The sequence below is a fragment of the Streptomyces sp. NPDC006798 genome (genome assembly GCF_040635975.1).
Lineage (GTDB): Bacteria > Actinomycetota > Actinomycetes > Streptomycetales > Streptomycetaceae > Streptomyces.
Map to the genome: position 1 here is coordinate 16404 of NZ_JBEYIS010000074.1, position 14634 is coordinate 31037.

General features: G+C 73.8%; 10 protein-coding genes, 1 tRNA gene, 1 pseudogene and 1 riboswitch. Of the genes and pseudogenes, 5 read left to right on the forward strand and 7 right to left on the reverse strand.

Translation table 11 applies throughout. The annotated features are described in order from the left end of the window. Window positions 1-1340 precede the first annotated feature (1340 nt). The 4 genes from ABZ714_RS31900 (at window position 1341) to ABZ714_RS31915 (ending at window position 7405) form a co-directional block, all read left to right on the forward strand. Entirely contained in the window at window positions 1341-2963 is a 1623-nt protein-coding gene (locus ABZ714_RS31900; protein ID WP_358828845.1) for a sporulation protein, read from the forward strand. A 437-nt stretch (window positions 2964-3400) separates the two neighbouring features. Beyond that, on the forward strand, window positions 3401-4624 hold the full coding sequence (gene lhgO / locus ABZ714_RS31905) for an L-2-hydroxyglutarate oxidase (RefSeq protein WP_358828846.1): 1224 nt from the start codon (window positions 3401-3403) through the stop codon (window positions 4622-4624). A gap of 234 nt (window positions 4625-4858) precedes the next feature. Continuing rightward, window positions 4859-5620 carry a tRNA (guanosine(46)-N7)-methyltransferase TrmB gene (trmB, locus tag ABZ714_RS31910; protein ID WP_358828854.1) on the forward strand — a complete coding sequence of 254 codons (762 nt, stop codon included), beginning with the start codon at window positions 4859-4861 and terminating at the stop codon, window positions 5618-5620. 468 nt (window positions 5621-6088) lie between these two features. Further along, window positions 6089-7405 (forward strand): PrsW family intramembrane metalloprotease, encoded by a 1317-nt coding sequence (locus tag ABZ714_RS31915; RefSeq protein ID WP_358828855.1) that lies wholly within the window; start codon window positions 6089-6091, stop codon window positions 7403-7405. Between the two features lie 155 nt (window positions 7406-7560). On the opposite strand, the gene ABZ714_RS31920 is transcribed toward ABZ714_RS31915, so the two are convergent. The 7 genes from ABZ714_RS31920 to ABZ714_RS31950 all read right to left on the reverse strand — a co-directional run bounded on the left by ABZ714_RS31920 (window position 7561) and on the right by ABZ714_RS31950 (window position 14152). Then, window positions 7561-8556 (reverse strand): M23 family metallopeptidase, encoded by a 996-nt coding sequence (locus tag ABZ714_RS31920; RefSeq protein WP_358828847.1) that lies wholly within the window; start codon window positions 8554-8556, stop codon window positions 7561-7563. Window positions 8557-8567: 11 nt separating this feature from the next. Next, a riboswitch (cyclic di-AMP (ydaO/yuaA leader) is annotated at window positions 8568-8714 on the reverse strand. 404 nt (window positions 8715-9118) lie between these two features. Continuing rightward, the gene (locus ABZ714_RS31925) at window positions 9119-10387 is read right to left on the reverse strand and encodes a PP2C family protein-serine/threonine phosphatase (protein WP_358828848.1); all 1269 of its coding nucleotides are present in this window, start codon (window positions 10385-10387) and stop codon (window positions 9119-9121) included. A gap of 196 nt (window positions 10388-10583) precedes the next feature. After that, window positions 10584-10657: transfer RNA gene (locus ABZ714_RS31930), tRNA-Met, on the reverse strand. A gap of 206 nt (window positions 10658-10863) precedes the next feature. Next, window positions 10864-11610, reverse strand: a complete 747-nt coding sequence (locus ABZ714_RS31935) for a TipAS antibiotic-recognition domain-containing protein (protein WP_358828849.1) — start codon at window positions 11608-11610, stop codon at window positions 10864-10866. A gap of 46 nt (window positions 11611-11656) precedes the next feature. Continuing rightward, complete coding sequence (locus tag ABZ714_RS31940; protein ID WP_358828850.1) at window positions 11657-12892, reverse strand: sigma-70 family RNA polymerase sigma factor; 1236 nt, start codon at window positions 12890-12892, stop codon at window positions 11657-11659. Between the two features lie 368 nt (window positions 12893-13260). Continuing rightward, window positions 13261-13671 (reverse strand): YciI family protein, encoded by a 411-nt coding sequence (locus ABZ714_RS31945; RefSeq protein WP_358828851.1) that lies wholly within the window; start codon window positions 13669-13671, stop codon window positions 13261-13263. A gap of 220 nt (window positions 13672-13891) precedes the next feature. After that, window positions 13892-14152, reverse strand: coding sequence for a hypothetical protein (locus ABZ714_RS31950; RefSeq protein WP_358828852.1), 261 nt, complete (start codon window positions 14150-14152; stop codon window positions 13892-13894). A 163-nt stretch (window positions 14153-14315) separates the two neighbouring features. On the opposite strand from ABZ714_RS31950, the pseudogene ABZ714_RS31955 reads away from it, so the two are divergent. Next, a pseudogene (locus ABZ714_RS31955) lies at window positions 14316-14634 on the forward strand (HNH endonuclease); the annotation flags it as partial.

A 14634-nucleotide genomic window follows, 5' to 3' on the forward strand; every position in this document is an offset into this window, starting at 1 on the left:
TGCCGGACCGGTGGCGGTCAGTCCGCTTCCGAGTCGTTCTCCACAGGTTCTCCACCGGCGCACGCCCGCGCGCGGCGGTCTCGCACCCGCCCCCGGAGGACGGTTCACGCGGGGCCGCGCGGCGGCCGTACCGGGCCCGGGGACCGTACGGCGGCGGCCCGGACTCCCCCGCTCACCCGGCCCGGCCCCGCCCCGGGTCCGCCCGGGGCGCGCTCCGGAACTGTTCCGGACCTGCGGTTCATGGTGCCGGGCAGCTGCCGGGCGGCGGACACCGGGGTCCTTCCGGAGGGCCGGCGGGCCCGCCGGGGCGGGCCTTGATGGAACGGCGAAAGGGCGTCCGGGAGACCGCCGAGGGGCCGCCGAGGGGCCGCCGAGGGGCCGCCGATTCGGCGCGTACGCCCGTCCGCGCCCGGATACGACAGTCCGGGAGGCGCCATACGCCTCCCGGACCGTCCGCCGCCCGCGGGGATTGAAGGCGGCGGTGTCCCCCAGCCCGCTGGTTCCAGTACGCAGCGGGCCGACCCACGCGACTCTCATGGAAGCCCGCGGCGGAAGACCGGGCCAGAGCGCACGGGCGGGCGCACGGCCACACACCCGGAGCACACCCGGGACCGGCCGGAGCGGGTCCGGCCGACCGGCCCCGGTGTGCCCGGGGACCGCCCCGGCGGCCGGGGACGGCGGGGGCACGGCGGGGCACCGTGCACCGCGAACGCGACCCCGGCCGGGCGCGGACGGGGGTACGGCGGGGTGCGCGCCGCGCGACCGCGGGCGTCCGGGCCCACCGCCGCGCCCGCCGTCGCACCGCCACCCCGCCCGCCGGCCGTCCTGCGGCCGGGTCCCGGGGCCGGGGCGGGAGCGGGGCCGCGGGGCCGTTTGGGGCCGCGTACCGGCGGACTGCCGCGACGCCGGACGGGCGGCGGACGCGCACCGGGCCGAGGGGGAACCGGGGCCGGGCCGGGGGTCGCCGGATGGCGGACCCGGGGTGGACGGATGGCGGACGGACAGTGATCCGGCGGCGGCCCGACGGCGGGTCCGCGCCACCGGTGGCGCGTTACCGTGCGTCCCCGGCACGCCCCGGCGGGGTTCGCTCACACGCACAACAATCTCGCCATCCGGAACACCGCCCCTTAACGGTCGGGATGCGGCGAACTACGCTGGGTTTTACTGATGTTCTGAACCGATGGGCATATTCCGGAGGGCTCGGCCAGGCGGTTTTGCAGCCGGGGCCGGGACGTGGTGGCAGCCGCGCGCCGGGGCGGCCTTCGGGGTGGGGTGTCGGTACGAAAGCCGGGCGCGGGGCAGCGTCGCGGCGGCCGTCGGTGTGTCGAGGGGTGGGGCGCATGTCCAGGGAGCAACGCGGGCCGAACGAAAAGCTCGGGACGGTTCTCGCCCTCGCGGGAATCAGCAACGCGGGGCTCGCCAGGAGGGTCAACGACCTCGGAGCGCAACGGGGCCTGACGCTCCGTTACGACAAGACGTCGGTGGCGCGGTGGGTCTCCAAGGGCATGGTCCCGCAGGGCGCGGCACCGCATCTCATCGCCGCCGCCATCGGCGCCAAACTCGGCCGTCCCGTACCGCTGCACGAGATCGGGCTCGCCGACGCCGATCCGGCGCCCGAGGTCGGTCTGGCCTTCCCGCGCGACGTCCGGCAGGCGGTGAAGTCCGCCACCGATCTGTACCGGCTGGACCTGGCCGGACGGCGGGCCGGCAGTGGGGGGATCTGGCAGTCCCTGGCCGGATCCTTCTCCGTCAGCGCCTATGCCACCCCCGCGTCACGATGGCTGATAACACCTGCCGACCCGTCCGTGGAACGCCCGCCGCCGCTCTGCGCGACGCCCGGGGCCATGGGGTTCCGTGAGGACGAAGAAGCCGGTGGGGGCGGCGGGGCCGAGCGTTCGACGGACGGTCCGGCGCGCACCACGGCGCACGCGCCCGCGCATTCCGGTCCGGGCGCCGACCTGCCGTCTTCGGCCACCCCCGGAGCCGGATCACCGGGCGCGGGCGGCCCTCGTCAGCATGATTCCGGCCAGCCCGCCGGTGACGATCCCCGGGTGGGCCACAGCGATGTCGCCAAACTGCGCGAGGCCGCCGAGGACGCCCGCCGCTGGGACTCCAAATACGGTGGCGGCGACTGGCGTTCGTCGATGGTCCCCGAGTGTCTGCGGGTCGACGCCGCGCCTCTGTTGCTGGGCTCGTACTCCGACGAGGTCGGCCGGGCCCTCTTCGGCGCGACCGCCGAACTGACCCGGCTGGCCGGGTGGATGGCCTTCGACACCGGCCAGCAGGAGGCCGCCCAGCGCTACTACATCCAGGCCCTGCGGCTGGCCCGGGCGGCGGCCGACGTACCGCTGGGCGGATATGTGCTGGCGTCGATGTCGCTCCAGTCCATCTACCGGGGCTTCGCCGACGAGGGCGTGGATCTCGCCCAGGCCGCGCTGGAGCGGAACCGGGGGCTCGCGACGGCGCGCACCATGAGCTTCTTCCGGCTCGTGGAGGCGCGGGCGCACGCCAAGGCGAACGACGCGGCGGCGGCGGGCGCGGCGCTGAAGGCCGCCGAGAGCTGGCTGGAACGGTCCCGCGACGGCGACCCCGACCCCTCCTGGCTGGGCTTCTACACCTATGACCGGTTCGCGGCGGACGCCGCCGAGGCGTACCGCGACCTCCGGCTCCCCCGCCAGGTACGGCGGTTCACCGAGAAGGCGCTCTCCCAGCCGACGGACGAGTTCGTCCGGTCGCACGGGCTGCGGCTGGTGGTCGGCGCCTTCGCCGAGCTGGAGTCGGGCAATCTGGACGCGGCCTGCGCGGCGGGCGTCCGGGCGGTGGAGGTCGCGGGCCGGATCTCCTCCGTACGGACCACGGAGTACGTCCGGGATCTGCTGCACAAACTGGAGCCGTACGGGGACGAGCCCCGGGTGGCGGAGCTACGGGAGAGGGCCCGGCCGCTGCTGATGGCACCGGCGTAGGGCGTCCCGGGCGCACGAGTCCGCCGGTCCTCCGTCACCGGTCGGCCGGTCCGCGCGGAACGGGGCCGGGGCGAGCCCCGGCCCGGGTCCGGAGGGGCCCGGGTCCGGAGGGGCCGGGTCCGGAGTGGCCCGCGGTGACTCCCAGCGCCCGGAGCGGCCCGGAGGCACGAGTTCCGGTCGCGGTGGCGACGACGTTGTCAGTGGCGGGGTGCAGTATCGGGATGGGACGTACGGCGGCCGGGGACAGCCGCCGGAGAGGCGGTGGCCTGAGCCGTGGCGGCGAGGAACGCGGACAGCACGGGAAGAACGGAGAAAGAGCGGCGAGCGGGGCGGACGGCGGAATCGGCACTGCGGGGCCGAGCGGGACGAGCGAGCCGAGCGGGACGGATGGGGCGGCCGGGGCGATCGGGCGGAGTGGAGCTGGCGGAGGTGGAGCGATGACGGGCACCGGGCGGCGGACCGTGCACGGCTTCGACTGCGATGTGCTGGTCGTCGGCGGCGGCATCGTCGGCCTCTCGACGGCGTACGCGCTGACCCGCTCGGCCCCCGGGACCCGGGTGGTGGTGCTGGAGAAGGAACCGGCTCCGGCCCGCCATCAGACGGGCCGCAACAGCGGGGTGATCCACAGCGGGATCTACTACCGGCCCGGCTCCCTCAAGGCGCGGTACGCGGTCTCGGGCGCGGCGGAGATGGTCAAGTTCTGCGCCGAGCACGATCTGCCCCATCAGGTGACGGGCAAGCTGATCGTGGCCACCCGCCGCGACGAGCTGCCCCGGCTGCACGCCCTGGTCCAGCGCGGCCGGGAGAACGGGATACCGGTCCGGGAGCTGGGCCCCGCGCAGATCACGGAGTACGAACCGGGGGTCCGCGGGGTGGCCGCGATCCATGTCGGGACGACGGGGGTGTGCGACTTCGGCGCCGTGGCGCGGAAGCTCGCGGAGCTGGCGGTCGCGGCCGGGGCCGAGGTGCGCTGCGGCGAGGAGGTCGTCGCGGTGGACCGCCGTCCCTGGGGCGCCGCGGTCCGCACCGCCGCCGGGACGGTGCTGCGGGCCCGGGCCCTGGTCAACTGTGCCGGGCTGCGGAGCGACGCGGTGGCCCGGCTCACCGGCGACGATCCGGGGGCGCGGATCGTCCCCTTCCGCGGCGAGTACTACGAACTCAGGGATCCGTCCCTGGTCAGGGGGCTGGTCTATCCCGTACCGGACCCGGCCTTCCCCTTCCTCGGGGTCCATCTGACCCGGGGGATCGACGGCTCCGTCCATGTCGGGCCGAACGCGGTCCCGGCGCTCGCCCGCGAGGGGTACGACTGGGGCGTGATCCGTCCGGCCGAGCTGGCGGCCACCCTGACCTGGCCCGGGAGCTGGCGGCTCGCCCGCCGCCACTGGCGGTACGGGGCGGGGGAGCTGCGCCGCTCGATGTCGAAGGAGGCGTTCACGGCGGAGGTCCGCAGACTGCTCCCGGCCGTCGCCTCCGGCGACCTGCGCCGGACCGACGCGGGCGTCCGCGCCCAGGCGGTCCTCAGGGACGGCACGCTCGTCGACGATTTCCTGATCCGGGAGAGCCGCCAGGTGGTCCATGTGGTGAACGCGCCCTCCCCGGCGGCGACGGCGTCCCTCCCGATCGGCCGCGAGGTGGCCCGCCGGGTCCGGGCGATGCTGTAGCCGCACCGCTCGCGCTCCGCCGGGGCTCGGCCGGCCGAGCCGGAGCGGGGCGGGAACGAGCGGGCCGGGGTGCGGGCGGGGCGCCGTGTGGGCGGGGCGCCGTAGAATTGGTTCATTGTGTCGACATCGCGCCCCCACACCCCCGAGACCCCCGAAGGCCCCGAGCGGCTCGTGGCCGCCGAGCCCTCGGACGCCCAGCACACCCCGTCGGCCACGGCTGCCACGGCTGCCACGGTGGACGGTTCCGCCGGGGCCCAGGTACGGCGCCGCCGTGACGAGCCGAGGTTTCCGGGCGGCCCCGCCGCCGATCCCGCCGGATCGCACCACGAGCGCCGGATCCGGAGCTTCCAGCCCCGGCGGAGCCGGGTGACCACCGGGCAGGGTGACGCGCTGCGACGGCTCTGGCCGGTCTGGGGCCTCGACATCGACGGCCGGGAGGTGCTCGATCTCGGTGCGATGTTCGACGGGCTGCCCGTCGTCCTGGAGATCGGCTTCGGCATGGGCGAGGCGACCGCGCGGATGGCCGCAGCCGACCCCGGGACCGGGATCCTGGCCGTGGACGTCCACACCCCCGGGCAGGGCAACCTCCTCGGCCTCGCCGAGCGGAACGGGCTGACCAACGTCCGGGTGGCCAACGGTGACGCGATCATCCTGCTGCGGGAGCAGCTGGCGCCCGGCGCGCTCGACGGAATGCGGGTGTACTTCCCCGACCCGTGGCCGAAGAAGCGGCACCACAAGCGGCGGCTGATCCAGCCCGAGTTCCTGACGCTGGCCGCGCGGGTGCTGAAGCCGGGGGCCGTACTGCACTGCGCGACGGACTGGGAGCCGTACGCGGAGCAGATGTTGGAGGTGCTCTCCGCGCACCCCGGCTTCGAGAACACCGCCGAGGACGGCGGCTTCGCGCCGAGGCCCGGCTTCCGGCCCCGTACCCGGTTCGAGGGACAGGGTCTGGACAAGGGCCACGTCGTCCGGGATCTCCTCTTCCGCCGGGTCTGACGGCACGGCCACGGCGGAGCGTCCTCCGGGCGGCACGGCCACGGGCGGTCCCGGACCGGGTGGAACGGCCCCGGGCGGTGGTGTCCGGCGCCGCCGGACGCCGTTCGAAAGGTCGCGGTCGGGGCGATTCGCGGTGGTGTATCGCGCGAACCGGCCAGGGATCACGGCGCCCCGTCGCCGGTTGTCACAGGGGATCGTTAGTGTCGACGGGTGTCCGAGCCGTCCGCATCCCGTCCCGTACCGCGTCCCTCGCCCCCTGAGGCCGGGGCGTCCCCACCCGATCCGGAACGCACCGGGTTGCCCGGGCCCCGGCCCGTACCACCGGAGGACGCGACCGGAACCCCGCCCCGGTCCCACCCGCACCAGCCGAATCCCGCCACCGACACCACCGAACCCATCAGCACCACCGACACCGCTGACACCACCCAGGCCACCTGGCCCACCGGCACCGCCCAGACCACCGGCCCGATGGGCACCGGCGGCTCCGGCGGCCCCGCCGTGCCCGCGTACGACGCCCGGCCGGTCTTCGACGCCATGCCGGAGCGCTCCCGCTGGCGCTACAAGCCGCGGGTCTCCCGGATCTGGCGCAGCAAGGCGATCCGGGCCGGGATACTGATCCTGCTGCTGGCCCTGTGCGCGCTGGTGATCCTGGCGATAGTCCGGGAGCAGACCGGTTCCGAGGGCTTCCTGGTCGGCCTCGGTCTCGCCACCCTGCCCGTGCCCCTTCTGCTGGCGGCCTTCCGCTGGCTGGGCCGGGTCGAGCCCCGGCCCTGGCGGAACCTCGCCTTCGCCTTCGCCTGGGGCGCCTTCGCCGCGGCACTGGTCTCGATCCTGGCCAACACCTTCGCGATCCAGTGGATCGCCACCGCCACCGCGGATCCGACGAGCGCCGACAATCTGGGCGCGACCCTGGTCGCCCCGGTGGTCGAGGAGACCGCCAAGGCCGCCGCGCTCTTCCTGCTCTTCTTCTTCCGGCGGCGGCACTTCACCGGTCTGGTCGACGGTGTGGTGTTCGCCGGTTTCACCGCGACCGGCTTCGCCTTCACCGAGAACATCCTCTATCTCGGGACGGCCTTCGACGAGGAGCAGTCGGCGGGCGGCTCGGGTATCGCCTCGGCGGCGGCGACGTTCTTCGTACGGGTCGTCATGTCGCCGTTCGCGCATCCCCTCTTCACCGTGCTCACCGGTCTCGGACTGGGCTTCGCGGCGATGGCGGCCCGACGGCACCGGCTGCGCCGGTTCGTCCTGCCCGTGCTGGGGCTGCTGCTGTCGATGGCGATGCACGCGCTCTGGAACGGTTCGGCGTCCTACCTCGGCCCGTTCGGCTTCTATCTGGTCTACGGGATGTTCATGGTCCCGGCCTTCGCGCTGCTGACCTGGCTGACGATCTGGTCCCGGCAGCGGGAGCTGCGGACGATCTCGGTGGCGCTGCCGCCGTACGCCGCGGCGGGCTGGCTGGCGCCCGCCGAACCCGCCGCGCTGTCGTCGATGCGGGCCAGGTCCGAAGCCCGGTCGTTCGCCCGCCGGGCCGGGGGGCCGACCGCCGCGCACGCGGTGTCGGAGTACGTACGGTTCGCGACGTCACTGGCCTTTCTGCGCGACCGGGCGTCGCGCGGGGCCGCCGACCCGGACTTCGTGGCGAGGGAGCAGGAGTTGCTGCACCACATGTGGAACCGGAAGGCGGTGGCGGGACCGGCGCTCACCTACGGCGCCCGGGCGGCGGGCGCGGTGCGGGTGCCGCCGCCGTACCGCGACTACGAGGGGTACAACCCGTACCGCGTCTGACCCGTACGGCGTTCCGCGCCCGAACCCGGCCGCCCCGAACCCGGCCGCCCCGGACATTCCGCCCCGGACATGCGGAAACCGGCAGCTCCGACGTCGGGGGGTGATGCGTCGGAACTGCCGGTGGTCCACGAGAGAAGCGGGCCGCGGGGGTTTGCCTAGACCGGAACGCCCTTGCTGCGCAGCCAGGCCAGGGGGTCGATCACCGAGCCGCCGGGCGTCCTGACCTCCAGGTGGAGGTGGTCGCCGGTGACATTGCCGGTGGCGCCGACCCGGCCGATCATGTCGCCCGCGGCGACCTTCTGGCCGACGCTGACGTTGATCGACGACTGGTGGGCGTACATCACCTCGGTGCCGTCGTTCAGTTGGAGGATGGTCTGGAGGCCGTACGCGCCCGCCATGCCGGCGGACTTGATGGTGCCCGCGCCGACGGCCTTGGTCGGGGTGCCCGCCGAGGCGGCGAAGTCGACACCGGTGTGCTGACCGGAGGACCACATCGAGCCGGACTGGCCGTAGACCGAGGTGATCCGGTAGTTGGAGGTAGGGGGCGAGAAGCTCTTCGCCAGCTTGGCGAGCCGCTCGGCCTCCGCCTTCTTCTTGGCTTCCTCGGCGGCCTTCTTCTTCGCCTCGTCCGCCTTCTTCTTGGCGTCGGTGGCGGCCTGCTTCGCGTCCTCGGCCGCCTGTTCGGCGGCGGCCTTCTCGGCGGCGGCGCGGCGCTCCGCGTCGGCGGTGGCCTGCTGCTGCTCGGCCTGCTGGAGGATCCGGGAGCGCAGGGCGTCACCGGCGGCCGCGTCGGCCTCCTCGGCCTGGGCACCGGGGGCGCCCATGGTGGCGAGGCCGACCGGGGCGGGGCCCTCCTCGTCGCCGCCGAGCCCGTCGGGCAGGGAGATGGTGATCGGGGCCTTGTCCTGCGCGGTGGCGATGCCGCCCGCGCCGACCGCGGCGATGACACCGACACCGAGGACGGTGGAGCTGCGGGCGAAGGCCCGGCGCTGCTGGCGCAGTACGCGGTGCTTGCCGCGGTTGGAACCGATGGTCTCGGCGCTCGGGTTCCACTCGTCGGTGGAACGCTCGGGACCGCCGTCCTCACGGAAGCCGGAGTGCGAGTACCCGGGCCCGGCGGGGGCTTGCGGGGCAGGGGTGTTGGACGCCACTGAGGCGTGCTCCTTTCCTTCCTTCTCGCCTACCGGGTTAGCTGACGGGTTCGGAGCAGGAAGGTCTCCTACGCGTGACTCCGCAGGCTGCGGAGTCACCCGATTCACCCCAAGAAGTGGTTCCCCGGTTCCCTTGCGGGATTCGGCGCATGAGCACGGAGCCGCCCTGACGGCGGCTGGGACGACCGCGCTGCGTTATCGAACGTTAATAGACACCGGGAATGTTTTCCAAGCTGTTCCTGATGATCGTTAAACCCATCTGGTGGATCAACCGGGACAGAAGCTCGCCAAATCGGGCGAGCCGACCGGCAAAACGGGTCCCTGACGCCCCGTCGGGGCGCTCGCGGCCACTGACGGACCGTCAATTGATATATGCAGAGCGACGACTCGGTTACTCTCGGTCGATAAATGGGCTGTGCAATGGCACATAGGCGCCGACACCCGGCGAAGGGTTGGTCAAGTCTTTATCCAAGAGCCCGGAGCGCCGCCTGTCCCGGCGCCGGACGGACCCTCGGCGGGGTTCGGCCACCGGGGCCGGAAGCCGGCCTACGGGATCCGGAGATCAGCCGTCCTCGGGGGTCCCGGGGGTCGGGGATCCGGAGGCCGCGGACCCGGAAGCCCCAGATCCGGAGGCCGGGGTATCGGAAGCCGGGGCATCCGCAGACGGGGTATCGGAAGCCGGAGTACCGGAGACCGCACGCCCGGAGAACTCAGGTCCCGTGACCAAGGGCCCCGTGACCGCCAGCAGCGCCATGTCGTCCGTGGATCCGCCGCCCGTGTGCCGTCGTACGTCGTCGACCAGCGCGTCCAGCAGCTCCCCCGGCCCCGGGAACACCCGGCCCCCGAGCCGCTCCCCCGGGTCGTAGAAGGCCCCCGCCGGGTTCCGCGCCTCGGAGAGCCCGTCCGTGTACAGCAGCAGGGTCGAGCCGGCCGGCATCGGATGGGTCTCGGTCCGCCCCGGCCACTCCCCCAGCTCCCGCATCCCCAGCGGCAGGGCCGCGTCGTCCGGCGGCAGGAACCGGGCCCGGCCGTCGCCCCGCAGCAGCAGCGGTTCGGGGTGCCCCCGGTTGAGCAGCCGTACGACCCCGGCCCCGTGCGGGATCTCCGCGATCACGGCAGTCGCGAAGCCCTCGTAGCGGGCCGTGTTCTCCTCGGTGTCGCCGCCCCTGCGCAGCCCCTCCCGGACCAGGGCCTGCTCCAGCCGGGCGGCGACCTCCTCCAGCGTCGGCTCCCGTTCGGCCGCCTCGCGGAAGGCGCCGATCAGGACGGCCACGGCCTCGACCGCGCCCAGGCCCTTGCCCCGGACGTCGCCGACCACCAGCCGCACCCCGTGCCGGGTCTCCTGGACGGCGAAGAGGTCGCCGCCGATGAAGGCGTCGGCGAGGGCGGCCTCGTACCGGGCGGCGACCCGTAGCCCGCCGATCTCCTCGGCGGGTGTGGGCAGCACGGCGCGCTGCGCGGTCTCGGCGATCACCCGGGCGGAGGCGAGCCGCTGCTGGCTCCGGGTGATGACCCGGTTGATGAAGAGGGCCAGCGCCGAGACGGTGATCACGGTGGTCAGCTCGGTATACGCCTGGGTCTCGTCGAGCAGGCTGTTGTAGAAGTCGAGGGCCAGTTCGGTCAGTACGGCGAAGATCCCGGTCGCCAGGGTGACGGAGAAGGAGAAGAAGGGCGCGGCGAGCAGCGGGGCGGCCGTGAACATCGGGGCGGCGGTGAACTTCGACGGGGTCGAGAGGTCGAAGACCACACCCACGATGATCATCAGCGACGGCAGCATCCGGGCGAGTCGCCGGGCACCACCGGACAGGTTCGGTTGTTCTTCCTCCGCCACGGATGCTCTCCTCCCCCCTCAGCGTCCCGGCCGGACGGGCGGAGGGCGACCCGCGGAGGGCCGGACGGGGGACGACGTGGGAACAGCCGGGGGGCGACCGGGGGTCGGCCGGGCAACGGCGGACCGAACGGCGACTGGCAGGGGGTACGACAACGGCCCGGTGTTCCTGTTACGGAACACCGGGCCGTGTCTTCAGTAGCGGGGACAGGATTTGAACCTGCGACCTCTGGGTTATGAGCCCAGCGAGCTACCGAGCTGCTCCACCCCGCGTCGTTGAACACAACCTTACGCCATCCGGAGCACCACCGACGACCATTTCCGCCCCCGCGGCCTCATCGGTTTCGCGAATCCCGCCGACCACGCCCGACATAATCGCTTTTCATTCGTTTTAACCCGGCTCTGTCGCCTTCGCGGTCCTCGCCGTCCTCGCCGGACCGGCGGATTCCCGTTGGCCCCGCCGGTCCCCCGAGCCCGCCTCAGTCGGTCAGCTGACGGTCCGCGTAGATCCGCATCGCGTCCCGGACGAAGGCGGCCGTCCCCTCCCCGTACTTGTCGTAGTTCTTCCCGAACCGCGGGTCCGCCGCGAACATCTCGCCGAGCCCGGCGAAGTGGCTCTTCGACGGGGGCCGGACCGCCGACTGCCAGGCGTACATCCGCCGGGTGATCTCCTGCGCCCGCTCGTCGCCGGGCCCGGCGCCCTCCTGGCAGGCGCGCCCGTAGTGCCGGGCGATCGTCTCGTGCTCCACCAGCCGCGCCCGCCGCTCTTCCTCGCCGAGCGCCGACCACCACCGCCGGCCGTCGCGCCAGGCGTCGGCGCCCCAGCGTTCGGTGACCTCCTTCTCGTACCGCTTGTCGTCGAATCCGTCGAGCACGTCCTCGGCCATCACTTCTTCCCCTCGTTCGGTCTTCAGCAGGGTGGTCCGCACCGAGGCGATCCGGCGCGCGAGCCGGTCCCGTTCCAGTTCCAGCAGCTCCAGATGGGCCCGGAGCGCGGCGGCCGGGTCGCTCCGGCCCGCCAGGACCCCGGCGATCGCGGGCAGCCCGAGCCCCAGCTCGCGCAGGAGCAGGATCCGCTGGAGCCTGATCAGCTCGTCCGGCCCGTAGTAGCGGTAGCCGTTCGACCCGATCCGCCGGGGCTCCAGCAGTCCGATGTCCGCGTAGTGCCGCAGGGTGCGGCTGGTCGTCCCGGCGCGCCGGGCGACTTCCTGGATCGACCACTCCATGACCTGAACGGTAGAAGTTGACGTTACGTAAAGGTCAAGCCCGGCATCAGCCGACGATTCGGGCGGCCCGGCGGCGGAGGTAGTCGGCCTCCGGTCCGCTGAGGGTGGCCTCGGCGGCCCGTTCGTACGCCGCCCTGGCCTCGGCGGGCCGTCCGGCCTCCTCCAGCAGATGGGCCCGTACGGCGTCGAGCCGGTGGTGGCCCGCCAGCCGGTCCGCCAGCCGGTCGGCCTCCGCGAGCCCGGCCTCGGGCCCGCGGACCCGGGCGACGGCGACGGTCCGCCCCAGCTCGGCCATGGGTTCGGGGGCGATCGCCACCAGCAGGTCGTACAGGGCGAGGATCTGCGGCCAGTCGGTCTCCTCGGGCCGCCCGGCCTCGTCGTGCAGGGCCGCGACGGCGGCCTGGAGCTGGTAGACCCCGGCCGGGCCCTGGCCCAGCGCCTCCTCGACCAGCGCCGTGCCCTCGGCGACGGCGGTTCGGTCCCAGAGCGTGCGGTCCTGCTCGTCCAGCGGGATCAGCTCGCCGTCCGGGCCGCTGCGGGCCGGGCCGCGCGCCTCGGTGAGCAGCATCAGCGCCAGCAGTCCGGTGACCGCGCCCTCGCGGGGCAGCAGCAGCCGGACCCGGCGGGTCAGCCGGATCGCCTCCCGGGCCAGGTCGGCGCGGTGGAGCCGGTCGCCGGACGAGGCCGTGTACCCCTCGTTGAAGATCAGATACAGCACTTCGAGTACGGCGGCGAGCCGCCGGTCGCGGTCCTGCGGTCCCGGCGGGACGAACGGCACGCCCCGCACCTTCTGCTTCGCCCGGCTGATCCGCTGGGCCATCGTCGCCTCGGGCACCAGATGGGCGCGGGCGATCTCGGCGGTGGTCAGCCCGCCGACGGCGCGCAGGGTGAGGGCGATCTGCGCGGCGGGCGTCAGCCCGGGATGGCAGCAGAGGAAGAGGAGGGTGAGGGTGTCGTCGTCGGAGGGGGCGCGGTCCTCACCGGGCGCGGGGGCGGTACGGGTGTCGCGGGGCGCGAGGTGCGCGGCGTTCTCCTCCCGGCGGCGGCGCGCCTCGTCGGCGCGGAGCAGATCGACGAGGCGGCGGGCGGCGACCCGGATGAGCCAGCCCCGGGGGTTGGCGGGGACACCCTCGGCGGGCCACTGGCGGGCGGCGGCGATCAGGGCCTCCTGGACGGAGTCCTCGGCCTGGTCGAAGTGTCCGTAGCGGCGGACGAGCGCGCCGAGCACCTGCGGCGCGTGCAGCCGCAGCAGCTCCTCGACGACGGGATCGGCGTCTGCCACGGCGGCGGTTTCCCCGTCGGCGCCGGCATCGATAGGGGTGTGCGTACGGCTACGGCTCATGCCGCAGTACGTATCACGGGCCCGTCGGCGGGGGCGGGGCGCAGGGTCCGGGGTGGTACGGGACCGGGTGCTCGGGCCCCGGCGATACTGCGCTTACGGCGCGTACAGCACTTACGGCGCTGACGGTCCGGGTCTCCGGCGGCCGGTGCGGCCCGGGGTCTCGTCCTCGGGCCCACCGGCCCGGGGCTCGGCGGACACCGGAGTTCATCGGTGTCCCCGTCGCCCCGGGCTCCCGGCCTGGTCGCATCCGGCCCGATCCGGTTCAGTTCGGTTCGGCCGGGCGTGGCGTACCGGTGCGGTGTCCGGGGTCAGGCCTCCGGCGCTTCCTGGATGGGCTGGATGATGATCGGCGAGGGCGTGCTGCCCTCGGGGATCGGACACGCGACGACCCGTGCGGCGATCTCGGTCACCCGGTCGAGGCTGGCGCAGTCCAGCACCCAGTACCCGGCCAGGATCTCCTTGGTCTCGCTGTACGGACCGTCGGTGACGACCGGCTTGCCGTCCGGGCCCGCCAGGACGTAACGGGCGCGGGCGGGCTCGGCCAGTCCGTTGCCGTCGAGCAGCTCACCGGTCTCGGCGAGATCGTCGTTGATGGCGCCCATGTGCGCGAACATCGCGGCCATGTCGGCCTCGCTCCACGCCGGGTTGCCCGCGGAGGGCTTGCCCGCCATGGCGTCGTACGCGGCCTGGGTGCCCTGAATCTGTACCAGGTACTTCATGGTCCACTCCTCGTTCGGTTCCCTCGGCCGCCGGGGTTTCCCGTGGCCACCGCCCTCGTGGGCGGCTTTCACAGGGGACGTCGGAGCCGATGACGGGTTCTCGACACCGCTCGGCGAAAACTTCCGGATTTTTTTCCGGGATTCTCTCCGGACGGCCGGCGAGGGGTGGCCCCGGGGGTCCGCGGCCGTACGGAACGGGCCCGGACCGCCGCCGTCCGGGCTACTGGATCGCGCCCGCGACCTGCGCGACCGGGTCGATCAGCGGGGCGAGGTGGTTGGGCACCTCCATGAGCTGGTTGAGCTGGTTGAGCTCGTTGATGCCGCCCTGGAGGGACGCCACCCCGTCGGTCAGGGACTGCACCCCTTCCGGAGCCGGGGCGGCGCCCGCGGCGGGTCCGTTCGCCGACGCGGCGGATACGGACAGGGCGGAGGCGCCGGCGGCGAGGGCGACGGCGGTGAGGATGCGCTGCGTCTTGGTCATGCCGGGACAACGCACCCGCGCCGGGACGGGTCACGGGCATGGCCCCCGGGTGCCCCCACCCCTCGGCGCAGAAACGTTTCTACGGTGAACGGATTACGTCATCCGCACCAGTTCACCGGTTCATAGCACCGCGCGAGGGTGAACTACGCGTACCCAAGTTGACATGGTTATCAGCCTGAAGCGCGCCGTGTCGGCCGCCGCCCTCGTTCTCGTACCACTCGCCCTCACCACTCCCGCGACCGCCGCGACCCCGGTCGAAGCCGCGCCCCCCGCCGGAGCCGGGGCCACGGCCGGAGCCCGGGCCGCCGCCCCGCAGACCGTGCCGATCCTGCTCGCCGTCAACCGGCTCTCCGTACGGACCGAGGACCGTACGGGGTACGAGCGGTCCAAGTTCAAGCACTGGAACTCGGGCCTCGAGCCCGACGGCTGCAACACCCGGAACGAGGTCCTCATCGACGAGGCCGTCACCGCGCCCACCGTCG